The organism is Streptomyces otsuchiensis, from assembly GCF_004305975.1.
Classification (GTDB): Bacteria; Actinomycetota; Actinomycetes; order Streptomycetales; family Streptomycetaceae; genus Streptomyces; species Streptomyces otsuchiensis.
Genome location: NZ_BHZI01000092.1, coordinates 1 through 19,938, shown reverse-complemented (window position 1 = coordinate 19,938; position 19,938 = coordinate 1). Strand labels below are relative to the sequence as shown.

Genomic DNA, 19,938 nt, shown 5'->3' with positions numbered 1-19,938 from the left:
GGACGGGGCGACGGCCCCATGCGGCCGGCACGGGGCGCCACGGGCCCCGGGACAGCGCCGCGCGCACGGCGCACCATGCGGGCAGCGCCTCGGCGGCGGCACGGCGGGAACGCCCCGTCTCACTCGACGCCGATGAGCAGCGGCGCCGCTTGCCGCCCCGCGCACACCACCGTGTCGACTCCGAGACGGGACCGGCGCACCCAACGCTCCAGCTCGGCGGCGAGGCCGGCGGGAGCGTCAGCGCCCACGACCAGCGTGACCAGTTCACCGCCGGCGGAGAGCATGCGTTCCACGACGGCTGTCGCGACATCGGTGATGTCCGCGCCGATCACGGCGACATCGCTGTCGATGAGTCCGAGGACATCACCGGCCTGGCATATCCCGGCGCTGGTCCACGCCTCCGACGCGGCGACCGCGAGTTCACCGAACCGGGTGGCGCCGGCCGCCGAGGTCATCGCCACGACGTCCTCGTCGAACCGCCGGTCCGGGGTGTGGACGGCGAGTGCCGCGAGTCCCTGCACCGGTGACCTGGTGGGGATGACGGCCACCCGCACCCCCTCGACGCGTACCTGCTCGGCCGCTGCCGCCGCCGCATGACGCAGCGCGTCGTCATTGGGCAGCAGAACGACCTCCTCGGCGTGAGCACGGTGAATCGCGGCGGCGAGCTCACCACTGCCGGGCGGCTCTCCGCTGCGCACGGTGAGCGCCACCGCTCCGGCCTCCCGGCACAGCGCCGCGAGTCCGTCACCCGGCACCAGGCAGAGGACGGCGCGCGGCGCGCGGGGCGTCCGGGGAGTCTGACCGCCGAGATGGGTGATGCGGATGCGGTGCGGGCGGCCGGCCTCGACACCGGCCTCCACCGCGCCACCGGGGTCGTCGGTGTGGACGTGGACGTTCCAGAGGCCCTCACCACCTACGACCACCAGGGAGTCGCCGAGGGAGTCGAGCCGGTGCCTGAGCCTTCTCACCGCCGAAGCCTCTGCATCGAGCAGGAAGATCACCTCATGGCTGGGCCCGGGTGCGGGCACGGCCCCGTGCGACGCGTCCGCGGCGCCGCACGGGGCGGCGGCAGCGGCTACGTCACGCGCACCGGCGAACCCTTCCGGCGCTGCCGATCCCTCCGTGGACCGCTTCGCCCCAGGCGGCGCGTCGCCCGCCCCATCCCGCAGCGCGTCGCCCGTCCCCTCGTCGTGGCGGCTGTGCGCCCGGAGGCCGCGGCCGGAGGTGTTCCTCCCGGTGTCGGCCGGCCCCAGGCCGTGGTGTGCGCGCCGGCCGGGTACGCGGCCCGAGATCGCGGCGTCCAGCGCCTCCAGCACGGTGACGAGGCCGCTGCCGCCCGCGTCGACCACACCCGCCCGGGCCAGTACGTCCAGTTGCCCGGGGGTGGCCGCGAGCGCCCGTCGGGCGCCGGCACAGGCGGCGGCTGTCACGTCCGCCACCCCGCCGTCCACAACCTCGGCTGCGTCGGCCGCGGCGGAGGCGACAGTGAGCATCGTGCCCTCCACGGGGCGGGCGACCGCCTCGTACCCGGCGTTGGCGGCCTGGCGGAGGGCTCGGGACAGCGTCGCGGCGTCGGCGGACTGCGTCCGCTCGGCGAGTACCTGCGCCATGCCACGCAGCAACTGCGCGAGAATGGTGCCCGAGTTGCCCTGAGCGCCGATCAGCGCGCCGTGCGCCATGGTGCGGGACGCCTCGGCCAGGGTCGGGGTTCCGGTGGCGCCGGCTTCGACCGCCTGAGCGGCGGACTCCACGGTCAGGTAGAGGTTGGTGCCGGTGTCACCGTCCGCGACCGGATAGACGTTGATGGCGTCGATCGATTCCCGCGCCTGGCCCAGCTCGTCGAGGGCGATCCGGCACCAGCGGCGGACAGCCGCCGCGTCCAGTGGTCGGGTCACGTTCTGACCTCCTCGGACGGGTGACATCGACGGTGGCACCCTATGCGGAAGGCCGTGTTCGGCTGCTCCACGTCCGTGAGGCCAGGGCTGATTTCCGACTTCGGGAAGGGCCGGGGTATGCTGCTCCGGTTGCCTGACGTGAGTCGGGCCGACCACCTGGCGCTGCACCGCGGGACCTCAAGGGGTCCGTCCGGCCGGTTGCGCTGGGCCCTTAAGCGTACGTCTTCCGTCACCCCGCAGCGCGGGGCTGACCCGTCTTTGGAGTGACCCGTGGCTGCCAACTGCGATGTCTGCGGCAAGGGGCCGGGCTTCGGCAACAGCATCTCCCACTCGCACCGCCGCACCCCCCGCCGTTGGAACCCCAACATTCAGCGGGTGCGTGCGAAGGTGAATGGGACGCCGAAGCGCCTCAACGCCTGCACCTCGTGCATCAAGGCCGGTAAGGTCACGCGCTGACTCGGTGATCCCTTCCGCTGCGGCGGAATGGGTCCGGCGCAGCCTACGGCTGTCAAGCCGGTCCGCCTCTGGCGGACCGGCTTTTCTATGCCCTGACCCGATACAGCGGCCTCACGGCCCACCGATACCCAGGTGATCCCGACAGGTGAACCCGTGACCGCCGGGTTCATCTGCGCCCGCATGGGGCGGCACGTACGCCCCATGCCACGGGGCGCCCGCATGGGGCGGCATCTGACCGGCGGGGCGCGGTGCCGCACGCGGCCCGCACGGCGCTGCCCGCGCCGCGACGGTAACCTCACTGACAGTTCGCCCCATGCGGCCAAGGCCGCGCCGCCGCCCGGCAACTCCCCCGCCGCGACACTGCGGCGAGACGGACCGTTACCGGCCCCCGTGCCCGGCCCCCAACAGCCGGGCTCCCCACAGCCGGCTCCAGGCGGTCACCGCCAGTCGGCACCCTCCCGGCGCAGCAGGTACCCGTGGTCGACGGGCCCGATGCCCTGGCCCAGCGGGAAGCCGGAGGCGATGGCTCCGGTGAGGTACCGCTTGGCCGTCGCGACCGCGTCGGGAACCGTTCTGCCGAGCGCGAGCCCCGCGGCGATGGCGGAGGCGAGGGTGCAGCCGGTGCCGTGTGTGTGCCGGTTGTCGAGGCGGGTGGCCCGCAACCAGTGTTCCTCGGCCCCGTCCGTCAGCAGGTCGACCGCGTCTCCCGGCAGGTGGCCGCCCTTGATCAGCGCCCAGCGGGGCCCGAGAGCCAGCACGGCGTCGGCCGCGGCGCGCAGATCGTCCTCCCCTCGCACGGTGACGCCGGTGAGCTGGGCGACCTCGTCCAGGTTGGGGGTGGCGACGGTGGCCGCCGGGAGCAGTCGGTGCCTGACGGCGTCGAGTGCGGCGGGATCCAGGAGGGCGTCACCGTGTTTGGACACCCCGACCGGGTCGACCACCACGGGTGCCTGTGTACCGGCGAGTAGTTCGGCGACGGCCTCCACCAGTTCGGTGGAGGCGAGCATGCCGGTCTTGACGGCCTCGACGCCGATGTCGTCGACCACGCTGCGGAACTGCCGGGTCACAGCGGCGACGGGCAGCGGCCAGGCGCCCTGCACGCCGAGGGAGTTCTGCGCCGTGACCGCCGTGATGACGCTCATGCCGTGCGTACCGAAGGCGAGCATGGTCTTGAGGTCCGCCTGGATTCCGGCTCCGCCGCCCGAGTCGGATCCGGCGACCGTGAGGACGCGTGGCGGGGGCGTGGCGCTGGCGGACGGTGCGGCGAGGCGGTCCATGGTCAGGCTCCGTCCACGGTGACGGGGCTGCCGGTGCCACCGAAGTGGTCCCAGCCGCCCGCGTTGTCCCAGGCGGCGTCGTCGACCGTCACACGGGGCAGTGCGGAGGGGTGGCGGACCTCTCCGACGCGCCGCCAGCGGGCCGGCAGCTTGGTGTCGGGCGGGAAGGTGGCGACCAGCGCGTGGTCCTCCCCCCCGGTGAGTACCCACTGGAGCGGTTCGACGCCGACCGCGTTGCCGATGTCGTTCATCTGCGCGGGCACGTCGAGGTCGGCGGACCGGATGTTGATCCGCACCTTGCTGGCCTGCGCGATGTGGCCGAGGTCGGCGATCAGGCCGTCGCTGACGTCGGTCATCGCCGTGGCGCCCAGTTCGGCGGCGAGCGGGCCGGCGGGGTACGGGGGTTCGGGGCGGCGGTGCGCCTCGACGAACGCGCGGGGCGAACGGAATCCCCGCGAGAGGACGGCGTTCCCCGCGGCCGACCAGCCGAGCCAGCCAGTGACCGCCACCACGTCGCCGGGGCGGGCTCCGGCGCGGGTGACGGGCTCTCGGTTGCGGAGGTCACCGAGGGCGGTGATCGAGACGGTGATCACGTCGCCGCGGACGACATCGCCGCCCGCCACGCCGGCTCCGGCGACACCGCATTCGTCACGGATGCCGTCCATCAGCTCGATGGGCCAGGTGGCGGCCAGGTCCGCCGGGACCACGAGCCCGAGGAGCACAGCGGTCGGCACCGCGCCCATGGCGGCGATGTCAGCGAGGTTCTGCGCGGCCCCCTTCCGGCCGACGTCGTACGCCGTGGACCAGTCGCGGCGGAAGTGCCGGCCCTCCAGCAGGATGTCGGTTGTCGCGACCACCCGCCGGTCCGGGGCCGCGACCACGGCTGCGTCGTCTCCCGGGCCGAGCCGTACGGCCGGTGTGGCGGTGATCCGGGACGTCAGTTCCCTGATGAGACCGAACTCCCCCAGCTCGCCCACGGTGCCCCTCACTCAGCTCTCCTCTTGTCTTGTCCCGGACTGCGCGTCAACCCGCCGTGACCAGCGTGCGGGCCGTCTCCCTGTGGTGGGTGGTGACGCGTTACGGTAGCGCCCCCGTTCCTCGAAGCCGCCCAGGAGGACCCGTGGTACAGGCCTACATTCTGATCCAGACCGAGGTGGGAAAAGCATCCACCGTGGCCGATGTCATCTCCAAGATCCACGGCATCATCCAGGCCGAGGACGTCACCGGTCCGTACGACGTCATCGCGCGTGCGGAGGCGTCGTCGGTGGACGAGCTGGGACGCCTGGTCGTCGCCGAAGTGCAGCGGGTGACCGGTATCACCCGCACCCTCACCTGCCCCGTGGTCCACCTGTAGCCCCTCGTATGATCGCTCGGTGACCTCTACCGTACGCCGCCTTCGACACCTGGTTCCGGCGCTGCCCATGGTGGCGTTCCTGGTCTCCTGCGGCCCGTCCTCGACGGTCTCCGTGGAGTCGCCCCGCCCCGAGGGGGAGGCGGCGGAGGCCTGCGACGCCGTGCTGGCCGCGCTGCCGGAGCGGGTCGAGGACGAGGAGTCCCGCGAGGTCCCGGATGACGCGGAGTACGTGGCCGCCTGGGGCGATCCGGCGATCACCCTGCGCTGCGGAGTGGAACGGCCCGCGGCGCTGACCCCGGGCAGTGAGACGTACCGGCCCACCTCGGACGCGATCCAGGTGAACGACGTGTCGTGGCTGCTGGAACAACAGGCCGACGGCTACCGCTTCACGACCACGGAACGGACCGTTTACGTGGAGGTCGAGGTGCCGGGCGCGTACGCGCCGGAGGTCGACGCCCTGGTGGACGTGGCCGAGGCGGTGCACGCCAACGTGCCGTACGACCCGCTGTGGGAGCAGTACTACGAGGGGGAGACGGGCGCGGACAGCGGCACGGAGCACGACCACGGGGACCACTGACCGCCGTCCCGCCCCGTCCTCACGGCCGGTCCACCCGGCGCGGTGGCCCGGTTGGCGCACGGCGGGCGGCCCCGGCCCCGGCTCGGCCGCCGTCGCGGCCGCGCCCGGACGGGGCCGGGTGGGGCACGGCGTCAACGCAGACCGGAGGGCCGGTCCAGGGCGGTCCGAATGAGGTGGTCGACCAGTTCCTGGTAGCTCAGACCGCTCTGCTCCCACATACGGGGGAACATCGAGATGGGCGTGAAGCCCGGCAGGGTGTTGATCTCGTTGATCACCAGACGGCCGTCGTCGCCCAGGAAGAAGTCCACACGCGCCAGCCCCTCGCAGCCGAGGGCCTCGAACGCCCGCACCGCGAGGGCGCGCACCTCGCCGGTCTCCTCCTCGGTGAGGTCGGCGGGCACGACACCCTTGGCCGAGTCGATGTACTTCGCCTCGAAGTCGTAGAAGTCGTGGTCGGAGACGGGTGGGATCTCCGCCGGGACGCTCGCGCGGGCGCCGTCGGCGAACTCCAGGACCCCGCATTCGATCTCGCGCCCCGTCAGGAGCGTCTCCACGATCACCTTCGGGTCGTGTCGCTGCGCTTCGGCGATCGCGGCGTCAAGGTCGTCGGGCCCGTTCACCTTGCTGATGCCCATGGAGGAGCCGGCGCGGGCAGGCTTCACGAACAGCGGCCAGCCGTGGCGTTCGGCGAGCGCGACGACCCGCGCGCGTGCGGCTGCCTCGTCACGCTGCCAGTCGCGGGGCCGCAGCACCTCGTAGGGACCGACGGGCAGACCGAAGGAGCTGAAGACCCGCTTCATGAACTCCTTGTCCATGCCGACCGCGGAGGAAAGGACGCCGCAGCCGACGTACGGCACGCCGGAGAGTTCGAGCAGGCCCTGGAGCGTGCCGTCCTCACCGAAGGGGCCGTGCAGCACCGGGAAGACGACGTCGACTTCGCCGAGCGCCTTGGGGACGGAGCCGGGCTCCGTGTACATGACCTCGCGCCCGCCGGCGTCCATGGGCAGCAGCACCGACCCGGTCTCGCAGTCGGCGAGTTCGGCGACCGCCGGCAACTTGCGGTCGGCGATGGCCATCCGCTCGGGTGCGTCAGCGGTCAGCGCCCAGCGGCCCTCGGCGGTGATACCGATCGGCAGGACTTCGTACCGCTCGCGGTCGATCGCCCGGAGCACGGCGCCCGCGGTGACCACCGAGATGGCGTGCTCGGAGCTGCGGCCGCCGAACACGACGGCGACGCGCGGCTTGGGGCTCTGGGAGGAGGGCTGGCTGCTCATATCGACTCGAGATTACCTAACAGCGAGAAGGGCGGTAAGAAGCCTCACCGTACTGTGCCGCCCCGAGCGGGCTTTTGACGCACCTGGCGGACGGTCGCCGGATCGCGCGAACGGCGGCGCGACGGGGCGACGGTACGGCGGGGAGGCTCGAACTCCGCCGCATGGGGCCCCGCGTCGGCGCCCCATGCGGCGAGTCGGCGGGGCGTCGTCCGGCGGGGCGGGACGTCACCCTCCCCCCACGCCGGGCCACGCCTGGCTCCCGGCGGCCTCAGACGCCCTCGGCCTTGGCCGAGCGGGCCATCAGCTCCTTCAGCGCGACCATCGGCGGGGTGCCCTGGTGAACGATGTTCACCACGGTCTCGGTGATCGGCATCTCCACACCGTTCCGGTGGGCCAGGTCGAGCACCGAACGGCAGGACTTGACGCCCTCGGCGGTCTGCCGGGTCGCCGCACGCGCCTCGTCGAGCGTCATGCCCTTGCCCAGACTGGTCCCGAAGGTGTTGTTGCGTGAGAGCGGCGAGGAGCAGGTGGCGACCAGGTCGCCCATGCCCGCCAGTCCCGCGAACGTGGCGGGGTCCGCGCCCATGGCCAGCCCGAGCCTGCTCGTCTCGGCGAGCCCTCGCGTGATCAGGGACGCCTTGGTGTTGTCGCCGAGACCCATGCCGTTGGCGATACCGACGGCCAGCCCGATGACGTTCTTGACGGCTCCGCCCAGCTCGCAGCCGATGACGTCCGTGTTGGTGTAGGGACGGAAGTAGGAGGTGTGGCACGCCGCCTGGAGCCTGCGCGCGACCTCCACGTCCTGGCAGGCGACCACCGCGGCCGCGGGCTGCCGCGCGGCGACCTCCAACGCCAGGTTGGGGCCGGAGAGGACGGCGACCCGGCCCGCGGGCACCTTCGCGACCTCCTGGATGACCTCGCTCATCCGCTTGGTCGTGCCGAGTTCGACTCCCTTCATCAGGGAGACGAGGACGGTGTCGGGCGGCAGCAGGTGCGACCAGGCGGCGAGATTGTCCCGCAGTGTCTGCGAGGGGACCGCGAGCACCGCGAACTCGGCGTCCGAGGCGGCCTCGGCCGGGTCGTTCGTGGCCCGTACCCGCTCGGGCAGCGGGACGCCGGGCAGGTAGTCGGGGTTGGTGCGGGTCCGGGTGATGGTGTCGACGACGTCCTGACGGCGGGCCCACAGGGTGACGTCACATCCCGCGTCGGCGAGCACCACGGCGAACGCGGTGCCCCAGGAGCCGGTGCCGAAGATCGCGACGCGGGTCATTCCGCGGCCTCCTTGTTCTCCGCGGGTGCCGTCGCGGAGGCGCGACGGTCGGGCACGGGTTCCTCCGTGCGAGAGGCGGGCACGGCCCGGTGGTCGTCACGCACAGCCCCGTCCAAGGGGCGATGGTGCACATGGCGCGTGGCGGGCGGCGTCTCCTCGCGTACGGTCGCGAGCAGCTCGGTGACCGAGTCCATGATGCGGTCGGTGACCTCTCTCAGTACCTCCGCGGTGGGTTCGCGTTCGTAGTACGCGCTGAGGTCCACGGGCGGGCCGGCGACCACGACGAGCGTGCGCCGCGGGAAGAGGCGCACCTTCCGCTCCGTGGCGTAGGGCGGCACCGCCTCGTGCGCACCCCACTGCGCCACGGGAACGACCGGGGCCCGGGTGAGGAGGGCGACGCGCGCGACCCCGGTCTTGCCCTCCATGGGCCACAGGTCGGGGTCCCGGGTGAGGGTGCCCTCGGGGTAGAAGGCGACGCACTCGCCGGCGTGTACGGCGTCGACGGCGGCGCGGAAGGCACCGGCGGCGTCGGACGTCTCACGCAGGACCGGGATCTGGCCGGTGGCGCGCATCATGGTGCCGACGAAGCCGGACTTGAACAGACCGACCTTCGCCAGAAAGCGCGGGACTCGCCCGGTGTTGTACTGGTAGTGCGCGTAGGAAAGCGGGTCGAGATAGGAGTTGTGATTCACCGCGGTGAGAAATCCGCCCGCATCCGGGATATTCTCCATTCCGCGCCAGTCCCGCTTGAACAGGACCAGCATCGGCGGTTTCACCAAACACGCGGCAAAGCGATAGCTGAAGCCGATTCTGCGGCGGGACACTCGGACACCATCTCCTCTGGCGCTGCTGCGACGATCTGCCGCGGACAGCCGCACAAGTGTCGCCCTCGGCTCCCGGGCTGTCCAGCAGATCGTCTCATCACCCCGACGGCCTGACGCACATCAGGGCGCGCACTGCGGGACCCGGGGCGACGCAAAGGTCCGGACCGGGCGGGAGAGAATGACGTGATGACGGACACGAGGGGGCGACCATGACGGGCAACTGGGCGGTGGTGATGCCGTTGAAGTCGCTGAGCCGTGCCAAGAGCAGGCTGACGGAGGCGACCGGCGACGAACTGCGGCCCGCCCTGGCCCTGGCGTTCGCCGAGGACACACTCGCCGCGATGCTGGAGTGCCCCGCGGTCGCCCATGTGGCAGTGGTCACGGACGACGAGGAAGCCGGAGAGCGCCTGGCGCGGATGGGCGCGCGCGTCGTGCCGGACAGCCCGCGACGCGGGCTCAACGCCGCCGTGGAGCACGGGGTGCGCACGGTGCGTGCGGGGCACCCGCAGCCCGATGTCGCCGCGATCAACGCGGATCTCCCGGCGTTGCGCTCCGGTGAACTCGCGCGGGTGCTGGCGGCGGCCTCCGAGGTACCGCGCAGCTTCCTGGCGGACGCGGCCGGCACCGGCACCACGCTGCTGGCGGCTCTGGCGGGAGTGGACCCTGCCCCGGGGTTCGGACCCGCTTCCCGCATGCGGCATCGCGCGTCGGGCGCGGTGGAGCTGATGCCGCCGGACGTGGAGAGCGTGCGCCAGGACGTCGACACGGGGGACGACCTGCTGGCGGCTCTGGCGCTGGGGGTGGGGCCGCGCACCGCTGCCGGTACACACCGGCTCGGTGCGGGGTTCAGAAGGTCTGCAGTGTCACGCAGCTGATCCGGCCGTCCGTCGATCGCTCGATGCGGACGCGCTGCCCGGGACGGAGCAGGAGCAGCCCGCCGGCGTCGAACGCGTCCGGCCCGAACTGGACGGGCGTGCCGTCGTCGAGCAGCACGCTGCCGGAACGCGAACGGGCGTCAAAGGTGTGAGCGGTGGCCTGCATGAGCCGAGCCTATCGGCTCGGGTCATGCAGGTCACCGCCGATGGCGCGGGTTCACTTGCGTCGCGCCGTGGCCTTTTTGGCGGTCGTCTTGCGGGCGGCCGTCTTCTTGGCCGGAGCCTTCTTCGCGGTGGTCTTGCGAGCGGGCGCCTTCTTGGCGGTGGCCTTCTTGGCGGTCGACTTCTTCGCCGCGCTCTTCTTCGCCGTGGTCTTCTTGGCGGTGGTCTTCTTGGCCGCCGCCTTCTTGGTGGTGGTCTTCTTGGCGGTGGCCTTGGCGACCGTCTTCTTCGCGGCAGCCTTCTTGGTCGTGGCCTTCTTGGTCGAAGTGCCACCGGAGAGGCTTCCCTTGGGCGCCTTCTTGACGGCCACGTCGTTCTTCGGGAGCTTCTTCGTCCCGGCGACGAGGTCCTTGAAGCCCTGGCCGGCGCGGAAGCGCGGCACGGAGGTCTTCTTGACCCGCACCCGCTCACCGGTCTGAGGGTTGCGGGCGTACCGGGCCGGGCGCTCGACCTTCTCGAACGAGCCGAAGCCGGTCACCGAAACCCGCTCACCGGACACCACCGCACGGATGATCGCATCGAGCACGATGTCGACGGCGGCGGCGGCCTGCTGACGTCCGCCGAGCTGGTCGGCAATCGCTTCAACGAGCTGTGCCTTGTTCACGTCTTCCCCTTCGGAGGCGGTGCTGGAACGAATGTGTTCAAGCTTTTTCGCACGTTAGGCAGATATATACAGCAAATCAAACCTGAAACGGGCGAATCACCCTCGTGTCGCAACGAACTCGACCGTCACGGACTCGCGTCGCGCTCGTCCTCCGATCGCCCCGTCGGGAGGCGTTCGGCGTCGAGGTCCGCCGTGAACCGGTCGAGCCGCCTAACGGCGGTCGGGAGATCCTGTTTGGCGGCGGCCGTGATGGCGAGGAGCCTTCGGGTGAGGGCCTGCCTTACGTCCTCGGAGACTTGCAGCGAGCGCACCGCGGAGTGCGCGTCTTTCAGCCGTGCGGCGACGAGGTCGTACAGCTCGAGTTGACCGTCGCGTTCCATGCACCAATTGTGCCATCGGGGGTGAGTTGTCGCCTGTCCGACCCCCAACAGAGTGCGTTCCCGACGGTGCCACGGCGGGACGGGGCGGGGCAACTGGCCGCGCCGACGGATTTCCTGACGCCTCGACAGGTCTTTTCGCTGGCCGAAAATACTACCCAGGAAACCGGGTTGGGCGGCCGCCGTCGGACCGCGGCGCACAGATGGGCACAGGTCCACGTGGGTCCGCTCGCCGAGCCGGGCACCGAGTGAACGGCTGCCCGGCGTGATCTGGCACGGTGCCCCGCGCGCGGCGCTCGGCGGAGTGGTGCCGCGACGGCGACGACGACGCCGCTGACCCCTGTCCGGGCACGGGGCGATTGTGGGCATGCCGCTGCGGCGCCGCGTGAATCACGCGGCGCCACAGGGAGGGAGCGGTGGCCCGGCGCGTTCGCACCGGGCGAAAACAGTGCCGGAACGGCCCAGCGCCGAACGCCGGGGCCGGGGCTCACCGCGGGGAGTGGGGCCGGGCCTCGCCGCTGGGCACGGTGCGGGACCGGCCCAGCAGCGAGGGCGGATCGGTCCCGCGACGGGGGCCGACGACCGAAACGAACGGAACAGCCTCGGGTGGGGAGTGCGGGAGAGCGGGAGGGACGCGTGGCACCGGGAACGGTGAGAGCCAGACCCGTCTTCGACTCAGCCGGTGGGCGGCCACGGGGCGGATGGGACGGCCCCGTGGCCGCCGGGACCCGCGGCGGCGCTCGCCCCGTTCAGGCGGTGAGGGTGCGCGGCTTGAACGTCGGCCGCGAGGCCTCGTACGCGGCGATGGAGTCCTCCTCGCGCAGCGTGAGGCTGATGTCGTCCAGCCCCTCCAGCAGTCGCCAGCGGGCGTTCTCGTCGAGCTCGAACGACTCACGGAACGTGGCACCTGCCCGCACCTCGCGGGCGACGAGGTCGACGGTGACCTCGGTGGCGGGGTCGCTCTCCGTGAGCTGCCACAGGGTGTCCACGGCGGCCTGCGGCAGCACCACCGTCAGGAGCCCGTTCTTCAGGGAGTTACCGCGGAAGATGTCCGCGAAGCGCGCTGAGATCACAGCCTTGAAGCCGTAGTTCTGCAGCGCCCAGACCGCGTGCTCCCGGGAGGACCCGGTCCCGAAGTCCTTGCCGGCGACGAGCACGGTCGCACCCGCGTACTCGGGCAGGTTGAGAGCGAACCCGGGGTCCTTGCGCCATGCCTCGAAGAGCCCGTCCTCGAAGCCGTCCCGGGTCACCTTCTTGAGCCAGTGGGCGGGGATGATCTGGTCCGTGTCGACGTTGCCGCGCCGCAGCGGAACGGCCCGGCCGGTGTGCGTGGTGAAGGCTTCCATGGTGATCAGACTCCCGCGGGCAGTGCTGCGTCGGACACGTCGAGGTCGGCGGGGGACGCGAGCCGCCCGGTGACCGCGCTGGCGGCCGCGACCTGCGGTGACACCAGGTGCGTGCGGCCGCCCTTGCCCTGCCGCCCCTCGAAGTTGCGGTTGGAGGTGGAGGCGGAACGCTCGCCGGGTGCGAGCTGGTCGGGGTTCATTCCCAGGCACATGGAACATCCGGCATGGCGCCATTCGGCCCCCGCCGCCGTGAACACCTTGTCCAGCCCCTCGGCGACGGCCTGGAGGGCGACGCGCACGGAGCCGGGCACGACCAGCATCCGGACGCCGTCCGCGACGCTGCGTCCCTCGATCACGGACGCGGCGGCACGCAGGTCCTCGATGCGGCCGTTGGTACAGGAACCGACGAAGACGGTGTCGACCGCGATGTCACGCAGCGGCTGTCCCGCGGACAGCCCCATGTACTCCAGCGCCTTCTCGGCGGCCAGCCGCTCGCCGGCGTCCGCGAAGGACGCCGGGTCCGGCACCGATCCGGAGAGCGGCAGCCCCTGGCCGGGGTTGGTGCCCCAGGTGACGAACGGCGCCAGTTCGGTGGCGTCGATGACGACCTCGTGGTCGAAGACGGCGTCGTCGTCGGTGCGCAGGGTGCGCCAGTACGAGACGGCGGCGTCCCGGTCCGGGCCGGTGGGCGCGTGGTCGCGACCGTCGAGGTAGGCGAACGTCGTCTCGTCCGGGGCGATCATGCCGGCTCGGGCCCCGGCCTCGATCGACATGTTGCAGATCGTCATCCGGGCTTCCATCGAGAGCTTCTCGATGGCCTCGCCGCGGTACTCGATCACGTACCCCTGTCCCCCGCCGGTGCCGATGCGGGCGATGATCGCAAGGATGAGGTCCTTGGCGGTGACGCCGTCGGGCAGTTCACCGGTGACGGTCACGGCCATGGTGCGGAACGGGGCCATCGGCAGGGTCTGCGTGGCGAGCACGTGCTCCACCTGGCTGGTGCCGATGCCGAACGCCAGCGCTCCGAACGCGCCGTGAGTGGAGGTGTGACTGTCGCCGCAGACGACGGTCATCCCGGGCTGCGTCAGCCCGAGCTGCGGGCCGACGACGTGCACGACACCCTGCTCGTCGTCCCCCAGGGGGTGCAGCCGGACGCCGAAGTCGGCGCAGTTCCGGCGCAGCGTCTCCAACTGCGTCCGGGAGACCGGGTCGGCGATCGGCTTGTCGATGTCGAGCGTCGGGGTGTTGTGGTCCTCGGTGGCGATGGTGAGGTCGGTGCGCCGCACCGTGCGGCCGTTCTTCCGCAGGCCGTCGAAAGCCTGCGGGCTGGTCACCTCGTGAAGCAGGTGGAGATCGATGTACAGCAGGTCCGGCTCGCCCTCCGCGCGCCGGACGACATGGTCGTCCCAGACCTTCTCTGCCAGTGTCCGTCCCATCGGATTCCCTCCGGCCCGGTCGCGTGTGCCGGGCCCACCTCGTGTCGCTGCCGTGTCGGTGGCGTGCCGTCCGGGGCCGCCGTCCGCTCCCCGCGCACCGGACGGTGACCGGCGATCCGCGTCGGTGCGGGGCGCCTGGGTACAGGGTGCAGGGATCCGCGCGGAATCGAGCTTGCGTTTCACAGAGTGAGACGCGAGTATCGTTGCATGGACACATCTCGTGGTGACTCCAGCGGCGTCGGAGTGCTCGACAAGGCGGCCCTGGTGCTCGGCGCGCTGGAGTCCGGACCCGCGACCCTGGCAGGGCTGGTGGCGGCGACCGGGCTGGCGCGGCCGACGGCGCACCGTATGGCGGTGGCACTGGAGTACCACCGGCTGCTCGCCCGCGACATGCAGGGCCGGTTCGTGCTGGGGCCTCGACTGTCGGAACTGGCCGCCGCGGCAGGCGAGGACCGGCTGCTCGCCGCGGCGGGACCGGTACTCACCCACCTCCGCGACATCACCGGTGAGAGCGCCCAGCTCTACCGCCGCCAGGGCGACATGCGGATCTGCGTGGCGGCTGCGGAACGACTGTCCGGCCTGCGCGACACCGTCCCGGTCGGCTCCACCCTGCCGATGAAGGCGGGCTCGGCCGCCCAGATCCTGATGGCCTGGGAGGAGCCGGAGCGGCTGCACCACGGGCTCCAGGGGGCACGCTTCACCGCGACCGCGCTGTCCGGGGTCAGGCGGCGGGGATGGGCGCAGTCCATCGGCGAGCGCGAGCCGGGGGTCGCCTCGGTCTCCGCGCCGGTGCGTGGACCGTCGAACCGCGTGGTCGCCGCCGTGTCGGTCTCCGGGCCGATCGAGCGGCTGACCCGGCACCCGGGCCGGATGCACGCCAAGGCCCTGATCGACGCGGCCAGCCGCCTCACCGACGCGCTGCGCCGCACCGGCGGCTGACCCGCACGCCCCACGACTCCGCCCGCGGGAAGCGGCGCTCGGGGCGCCGGCACGACTCACTCAGCCGCCGCCCCGCCCTGCCCCTTCCGCGGGCACCGCTCCGCTCCCGGTCGACGGCGGACCCTCACTCGCGAAGCGCCGCCGCGACACCTCGGTGTGCGCCAGGCGCCGCAGACTCAGCAGCACCGGCTCGTACAGCACGGTGAGCGCGACAGCGGCCTCGATCCGCGTCATGCCGGGCTCGAAGCTCTCCGCCACCAGGGCGACGTCGGTCTCGGCCAGGACTGCCGCCGCACGCCCGTAGGGCAGCAGCTCCCGGGGCCCGCAGGGGTAACCGAGCCGCATGAGGGCGGCGACGGAGGACACGAGCATGCGATGAGGAGGTGACGCGCACTCGTCGTGCCAGCCGAGTTCGGCCACCAGCTCCTCGACGCAGCGGCTCGCGCGCTCGGTCAGCGGGTCGGCCTCGTCGGGGTCCGGACCGTGCGGGAGCGCGTAGACGGCGGCGCCGAGCCGCTCGAACTGATCACTTTCGTCGTCGATGGCGGCGAGTACGTCGCGCGCGGTGGCGACCGGCACACGACCGACCTGGGTCAGCGCGCGAATCAGCCGGAGCCGCCGCAGATGCTCCTCCCCGTACTCGGCCTGCGTGGCGGAGACCCGCCGGCCGGCGGGCAACAACCCCTCTCGCAGGTAGTACTTGATGGTCGCCGTCGCGACGCCACCGCGTTCACTCAGCTCCGAGAGCCGCATCGGCACGCACCCTTCTCCCTGGCCCGCGATTCGCTCGTTCGGGCGACTTGCGCACCACCTTGGTGAGTGACAGTATCCAACCATGGATAGTGTCACTCACCAACGGTTCCGTGACGACGCTCCGGATGACGGGCGCGGAACCGCGGGCGAGAGGTACGCAGCACGACGAAGGGCGGGGCAATGGCTTCCACGGTGAATCCCGGGCGCATGACGGCGGCGCACGAGGGCGACATCACGGTCTTCCTCATCGGGATGAGGATCAACAGCTTCCTGCGGCCGCGCGCATGGGTGCCCGTGGCGACCGCGATGGCGCGGATGCTCGCCGAGCTGCGACGAGAGCCGGCGAGGGGCCTGCTCGGCTTCCAGCAACTGCTCGGCGGGCCGCGTCTCGCATACCTGGTTCAGTACTGGGAGTCCCATGAACAGCTACTCGCCTACGCCGCCGACAGCGAGGGCGAACACCGGCCCGCGTGGGCGAAGTTCAACCGCCGGATGCGGTCGGGAGGCAAGGCAGTCGGCTTCTGGCACGAGACCTACGTCGTCCCGGCGGGAGCGCACGAGCAGGTCTATGTGAACATGCCCACTTTCGGTCTCGGCGAGGCCGGCGGGGTCATACCGGTTGGACGGAGAGGCCAGCGGGCGGCCGACCGCCTCTCACAGCTGAGGCAGCCCGGCACGGACGGCATCGTCACTTCGTGATCCCTGCCACCACGGCCTGCCGCGGGCTTTGCGAAGCGTGGGCGCCTTCTCCTGCTGAGCCGCGCGACGCCCGCCGACAAACGACTGAGCCCCACGCACGGGGCGTGGGGCTCAGTTTGATCTTGTACCCCCGACCGGATTCGAACCGGCGCTACCGCCTTGAGAGGGCGGCGTGCTAGGCCGCTACACAACGGGGGCTCCAGCATGTGACCACTGCGAAGCGGTCACAGTACCCCCGACCGGATTCGAACCGGCGCTACCGCCTTGAGAGGGCGGCGTGCTAGGCCGCTACACAACGGGGGCTTAGATCTTGCTGGATGAAGATCGCTGGGCTACCAGGACTCGAACCTAGACTAACTGAACCAGAATCAGTCGTGCTGCCAATTACACCATAGCCCACCAAAACTCAACTCCCAGAGGAGCTTTCGCTTGGTTGTCTGCCTCCCGATGCCCGGCCCCTTTCGGTTCCGTCTCGCTTGGCGACGGGAAGAACATTACCCGATCGAGGTCCGACCGCCAAAACGGGTTCCCCTAGCGGGATCACGACCACCACACGGCCCGCCGAGGGGAGCAGCTGAACCACGTGGCGGAGCCGCTTCCGGGCAGCCGGGATCTCCCGCGGCAGGGGGCTCCAGCCCAAGCGGACAGCATGGTCCAGGCGAACGCGGGGCGGGATCCACCACCGGCACGCACCAGCCACGACAGTGGCGCCCGGGGCGTGCAGGGCATGTGAGCCGCTCGGACTGGGCGCGTGAGGCCTGCGCGACGGGCTGCGCGGCCCGGCCGGGGGCAGAGGTACGTGAAGGCCGGCCAGCGGGGCCACGGCCCGACACAGCGCCCTTGGGCGCCCGGCGGGGCGGCGGGGCCGGCCAGGGTGGCCCCGCGGTTGGGCGCCACAGGGAGAAAGCGCTATGGAACGCCCCGGGGCCGGGGGACCGGTACGGAACGCCTGCGCCCCGGTCGGCGAGGCCGACCGGGGCGCAGGGGCCCGGAGGGCGAAGCCTCCTCGGCCGCACGGCCGCACGGATGTGCGGATGTGTGTCTCGCGGTTCCAGAGGTCCCCGGCGGCGGGCGACCGCAACCGGGAACTCTGGAACCGTGTGTGATCACCCGGGCGCGAAGAGGGCCCTGGCCATCGGTCGGGCCACGTCCCCGCGTCAGGCCGACAGCTTCGCCAGCGCGGCGTCGACCCGGGCGAGCGTACGGTCGCGGCCCAGGATCTCCAGTGACTCGAACAGGGGAAGCCCGACGGTACGGCCGGTGACGGCGACCCTGACGGGTGCCTGGGCCTTGCCGAGCTTGAGGCCGTGCTCCTCGCCCGCCGCGAGGACAGCGTCCTTGAGCGCCTCAGCGTTCCATTCCGCTGTCGCGATGCGCTCGCGCGCCGTCACCAGCAGATCGGCCGCTCCCGGTTTCATCGCCTTGTCCCAGGACTTCTCGTCGAACGCCGGCTCGTCGAGGAACAGGAAGTCGACGTTGTCGGTGATGTCGGACAGAACCGTCAGCCGGGTCTGGGCGAGCGGGGCGAGGGCGGCGAACGCCTCGGCGTCGAAGGCGTCCGGCTTCCACGGCGCGTGGGGCGCCCGCAACCAGGGCTCGCAGGCAGCTGCGAACTCCTCAGGGGGCATCTCCCGCAGGTGCACCGCGTTGATGGCCTCGCACTTCTTGAGGTCGAAGCGCGCGGGGTTGGCGTTGACCGCGGAGATCTCGAAGGCGTCGGCCAGCTCCTGGACGGTGAAGATGTCCCGGTCCTCGGCGATGGACCAGCCCAGCAGGGAGAGGTAGTTGAGCAGCCCGGAAGGGAGGAAACCACGTTCCCGGTAGAGATTGAGCGAGGCCTGGGGGTCGCGCTTGGAAAGCTTCTTGTTGCCCTCCCCCATCACGTACGGCAGATGGCCGAACTCCGGCACTGCGCCACTCCCGACGCCGATGTCGGCGAGGGCCCGGTAGAGCGCGATCTGGCGGGGGGTGGAGGAGAGGAGGTCCTCCCCGCGCAGCACATGGGTGATGCCCATCAGAGCGTCATCGACGGGGTTGACCAGGGTGTACAGCGGGGCGCCGTTGGCCCGGACGATCCCGTAGTCGGGCACGTTGTCGGGGGTGAACGTCAGCTCGCCCCGCACGAGGTCCGTGAACGTGATGGTCTCGTCGGGCATCCGGAACCGCAGTACGTGGCTGCGCCCCTCGGCCTCGTAGGCGGCGCGCTGCTCGTCGGTGAGGTCGCGGCAGGCCCCGTCGTAGCCGGAAGGACGCCCCGCGGCGCGGGCGGCCTCCCGCCGCCGGTCCAGTTCCTCAGCGGTGCAGTAGCAGGGATAGGCGTGCCCGGCGGCCCGCAGGCGCTCCACGACGTCTGCGTAGATCTCCGTGCGCAGGGACTGCCGGTAGGGGCCGTGATCGCCGGACGCGGTCCTGGTGGCGTCGTAGGGCTCCGGGCCCTCGTCCCAGTCGAGGCCCAGCCAGCGCAGCGAGTCGAGGAGCTGGTGGTAGGACTCCTCCGAGTCACGGGCGGCGTCGGTGTCCTCGATCCGCAGGACCAGGGTCCCGCCGTGATGGCGGGCGAACGCCCAGTTGAACAGGGCGGTGCGGATCAGACCCACATGGGGGTTGCCGGTGGGCGAGGGACAGAACCGGACGCGGACGGGAGGGAGGGCTGCGCTAGTCACGCTTCACAACCTTGTTGGTGAGAGTGCCGATGCCTTCGATGGTGACGGCGACCTCGTCGCCGACGTTCATGGGTCCGACACCCGCGGGAGTGCCGGTGAGGATCACGTCGCCGGGCAGCAACGTCATGGCCTCGGTGATGTGGACGACGAGGTCCTCGATCGAGCGGACCATCTCGCTGGTCCGGCCGAGCTGGCGCTGCTCGCCGTTGACGGTGCACATCACCGCGAGGTCACCCGCGGTCGCGAGATCGAGCCCGGTCTCGAGCCAGGGGCCGAGCGGGCATGAGGCGTCGAAGCCCTTGGCTCGCGCCCACTGCTCCTCGGAGCGCTGCGTGTCACGCGCGGTGACGTCGTTGGCGCAGGTGTAGCCGAGGATGACCTCGCCGACGCGTTCACGCGGGACCTGGCTGCACATGCGGCCGATGACGACGGCGAGCTCCGCCTCGTGGTGGACGTTCCGCGAGAACGTCGGGTAGGGCACGGGGTCGCCGGGCCCCACGACGGAGGTGGACGGCTTGAAGAAGACGACCGGGGTGTCCGGGACGGTGTTGCCGAGCTCACGGGCGTGCTCGCTGTAGTTGCGGCCGATCCCCACCACCTTGCTGGGCAGGACGGGTGCGAGCAGCCGCACCTCGCTCAGCGGCACCTTGCGACCGGTGCGGTCGAAGTCACCGAACGGGTGACCCTTGATGAGGTCGATGGTCTGACCGCCGTCGTCGGCCGGGTCCCCTTCGACCACACCGAAGCCGACGTTTCCGTCGATGGAGAATCTGGCGATGCGCACGGGAGGTGCTGCCCTTCACTCGATGGCCGGGGCATCGGGCCCGGGACGGGGCCGCGCGCCCGGTGCGGTGCACGTTTTCTGCGATGTCAGGGTAGCGGGCGGCGTTCACCCGCCGGCGGTCACGGCGGGCCACACGCGGACGCCCCCGCCCGGGAGGGGCGGGGGCGTGTGGTCGGCGCGATTCCGGGACCGCTGCCGCGGCGGGAGCCGGGATCCGATCGCGCGGTCAGCGAAGCCGGGCCATCAGGGCGTGCTCCACCAACGTGATCAAAGCGGACTTCGCCTCCGCACGATGCCGCGCGTCCGTCGTGAT

At 71.6% G+C, this 19,938-nt stretch carries 20 protein-coding genes, 3 tRNA genes and 1 pseudogene; 6 read left to right on the top strand and 18 right to left on the bottom strand.

The genetic code is table 11. The features are described from left to right. Window positions 1-119: 119 nt before the first annotated feature. Window positions 120-1,922: a DAK2 domain-containing protein gene (locus E0D90_RS11185; RefSeq protein WP_130797662.1), complete on the bottom strand. Its 1,803-nt coding sequence runs from the start codon at window positions 1,920-1,922 to the stop codon at window positions 120-122. A 243-nt stretch (window positions 1,923-2,165) separates the two neighbouring features. Between E0D90_RS11185 and rpmB the strand changes: the two genes are divergently transcribed. Further along, window positions 2,166-2,351 (top strand): 50S ribosomal protein L28, encoded by a 186-nt coding sequence (gene rpmB / locus E0D90_RS11180; RefSeq protein WP_103501940.1) that lies wholly within the window; start codon window positions 2,166-2,168, stop codon window positions 2,349-2,351. 437 nt (window positions 2,352-2,788) lie between these two features. On the opposite strand, the gene thiD is transcribed toward rpmB, so the two are convergent. Together thiD and E0D90_RS11170 are read right to left on the bottom strand one after the other, a co-directional pair. Then, window positions 2,789-3,628 carry a bifunctional hydroxymethylpyrimidine kinase/phosphomethylpyrimidine kinase gene (gene thiD / locus E0D90_RS11175; RefSeq protein WP_130797660.1) on the bottom strand — a complete coding sequence of 280 codons (840 nt, stop codon included), beginning with the start codon at window positions 3,626-3,628 and terminating at the stop codon, window positions 2,789-2,791. Window positions 3,629-3,630: 2 nt separating this feature from the next. After that, complete coding sequence (locus E0D90_RS11170) at window positions 3,631-4,617, bottom strand: thiamine-phosphate kinase (protein WP_103501938.1); 987 nt, start codon at window positions 4,615-4,617, stop codon at window positions 3,631-3,633. A 131-nt stretch (window positions 4,618-4,748) separates the two neighbouring features. Between E0D90_RS11170 and E0D90_RS11165 the strand changes: the two genes are divergently transcribed. Both E0D90_RS11165 and E0D90_RS11160 read left to right on the top strand, forming a co-directional pair. Next, the gene (locus E0D90_RS11165) at window positions 4,749-4,982 is read left to right on the top strand and encodes an Lrp/AsnC ligand binding domain-containing protein (RefSeq protein WP_103501937.1); all 234 of its coding nucleotides are present in this window, start codon (window positions 4,749-4,751) and stop codon (window positions 4,980-4,982) included. 19 nt (window positions 4,983-5,001) lie between these two features. Further along, window positions 5,002-5,559, top strand: a complete 558-nt coding sequence (locus E0D90_RS11160) for a DUF3515 domain-containing protein (protein WP_227870134.1) — start codon at window positions 5,002-5,004, stop codon at window positions 5,557-5,559. A gap of 131 nt (window positions 5,560-5,690) precedes the next feature. Here E0D90_RS11160 and E0D90_RS11155 read toward each other — a convergent pair whose 3' ends face one another. The 3 genes from E0D90_RS11155 to E0D90_RS11145 all read right to left on the bottom strand — a co-directional run bounded on the left by E0D90_RS11155 (window position 5,691) and on the right by E0D90_RS11145 (window position 8,927). Beyond that, window positions 5,691-6,833, bottom strand: coding sequence for a D-alanine--D-alanine ligase family protein (locus E0D90_RS11155; protein ID WP_103501935.1), 1,143 nt, complete (start codon window positions 6,831-6,833; stop codon window positions 5,691-5,693). Between the two features lie 268 nt (window positions 6,834-7,101). Beyond that, entirely contained in the window at window positions 7,102-8,103 is a 1,002-nt protein-coding gene (locus tag E0D90_RS11150) for an NAD(P)H-dependent glycerol-3-phosphate dehydrogenase (RefSeq protein ID WP_130797658.1), read from the bottom strand. Beyond that, on the bottom strand, window positions 8,100-8,927 hold the full coding sequence (locus tag E0D90_RS11145) for a lysophospholipid acyltransferase family protein (RefSeq protein WP_130797657.1): 828 nt from the start codon (window positions 8,925-8,927) through the stop codon (window positions 8,100-8,102). Before E0D90_RS11145 ends, E0D90_RS11150 begins: the two co-directional genes overlap by 4 nt. Before the next feature lie 209 nt (window positions 8,928-9,136). Between E0D90_RS11145 and cofC the strand changes: the two genes are divergently transcribed. Beyond that, on the top strand, window positions 9,137-9,802 hold the full coding sequence (cofC, locus tag E0D90_RS11140) for a 2-phospho-L-lactate guanylyltransferase (protein ID WP_130797655.1): 666 nt from the start codon (window positions 9,137-9,139) through the stop codon (window positions 9,800-9,802). On the opposite strand, the gene E0D90_RS11135 is transcribed toward cofC, so the two are convergent. The 5 genes from E0D90_RS11135 to leuC all read right to left on the bottom strand — a co-directional run bounded on the left by E0D90_RS11135 (window position 9,774) and on the right by leuC (window position 13,787). Further along, on the bottom strand, window positions 9,774-9,968 hold the full coding sequence (locus E0D90_RS11135; protein ID WP_130797653.1) for a hypothetical protein: 195 nt from the start codon (window positions 9,966-9,968) through the stop codon (window positions 9,774-9,776). The two genes, cofC and E0D90_RS11135, sit on opposite strands and share 29 nt — an antisense overlap. Before the next feature lie 51 nt (window positions 9,969-10,019). Beyond that, window positions 10,020-10,628, bottom strand: coding sequence for an HU family DNA-binding protein (locus E0D90_RS11130; RefSeq protein WP_103501930.1), 609 nt, complete (start codon window positions 10,626-10,628; stop codon window positions 10,020-10,022). A 125-nt stretch (window positions 10,629-10,753) separates the two neighbouring features. Then, a complete protein-coding gene (locus E0D90_RS11125; RefSeq protein WP_130797651.1) occupies window positions 10,754-11,008 on the bottom strand; it encodes an SCO5555 family protein in 255 nt (84 codons plus the stop codon). 746 nt (window positions 11,009-11,754) lie between these two features. Continuing rightward, on the bottom strand, window positions 11,755-12,351 hold the full coding sequence (gene leuD / locus E0D90_RS11120; RefSeq protein ID WP_103501928.1) for a 3-isopropylmalate dehydratase small subunit: 597 nt from the start codon (window positions 12,349-12,351) through the stop codon (window positions 11,755-11,757). 5 nt (window positions 12,352-12,356) lie between these two features. Then, entirely contained in the window at window positions 12,357-13,787 is a 1,431-nt protein-coding gene (gene leuC / locus E0D90_RS11115) for a 3-isopropylmalate dehydratase large subunit (protein ID WP_103501927.1), read from the bottom strand. A gap of 207 nt (window positions 13,788-13,994) precedes the next feature. On the opposite strand from leuC, the gene E0D90_RS11110 reads away from it, so the two are divergent. Then, window positions 13,995-14,726: an IclR family transcriptional regulator gene (locus tag E0D90_RS11110; protein ID WP_103501926.1), complete on the top strand. Its 732-nt coding sequence runs from the start codon at window positions 13,995-13,997 to the stop codon at window positions 14,724-14,726. Between the two features lie 60 nt (window positions 14,727-14,786). Here E0D90_RS11110 and E0D90_RS11105 read toward each other — a convergent pair whose 3' ends face one another. Beyond that, window positions 14,787-15,479, bottom strand: a complete 693-nt coding sequence (locus E0D90_RS11105) for a MerR family transcriptional regulator (RefSeq protein ID WP_130797649.1) — start codon at window positions 15,477-15,479, stop codon at window positions 14,787-14,789. Window positions 15,480-15,686: 207 nt separating this feature from the next. Between E0D90_RS11105 and E0D90_RS11100 the strand changes: the two genes are divergently transcribed. After that, complete coding sequence (locus E0D90_RS11100) at window positions 15,687-16,178, top strand: DUF4188 domain-containing protein (protein ID WP_103501924.1); 492 nt, start codon at window positions 15,687-15,689, stop codon at window positions 16,176-16,178. A 125-nt stretch (window positions 16,179-16,303) separates the two neighbouring features. Here E0D90_RS11100 and E0D90_RS11095 read toward each other — a convergent pair. From E0D90_RS11095 to E0D90_RS11070, 6 genes and pseudogenes are all read right to left on the bottom strand, one after another. Then, a tRNA-Glu gene (locus E0D90_RS11095) sits at window positions 16,304-16,376 on the bottom strand. Window positions 16,377-16,408: 32 nt separating this feature from the next. After that, window positions 16,409-16,481: transfer RNA gene (locus E0D90_RS11090), tRNA-Glu, on the bottom strand. Window positions 16,482-16,505: 24 nt separating this feature from the next. Then, window positions 16,506-16,577, bottom strand: a tRNA-Gln gene (locus tag E0D90_RS11085). 758 nt (window positions 16,578-17,335) lie between these two features. After that, window positions 17,336-18,841 carry a glutamate--tRNA ligase gene (gene gltX, locus E0D90_RS11080; protein WP_130797647.1) on the bottom strand — a complete coding sequence of 502 codons (1,506 nt, stop codon included), beginning with the start codon at window positions 18,839-18,841 and terminating at the stop codon, window positions 17,336-17,338. Next, window positions 18,834-19,625, bottom strand: a complete 792-nt coding sequence (locus E0D90_RS11075; protein WP_130797645.1) for a fumarylacetoacetate hydrolase family protein — start codon at window positions 19,623-19,625, stop codon at window positions 18,834-18,836. The genes gltX and E0D90_RS11075 overlap by 8 nt, the downstream gene beginning before the upstream one ends. Window positions 19,626-19,851: 226 nt before the next feature. Further along, window positions 19,852-19,938: pseudogene (locus E0D90_RS11070) on the bottom strand (ATP-binding protein); the annotation flags it as partial.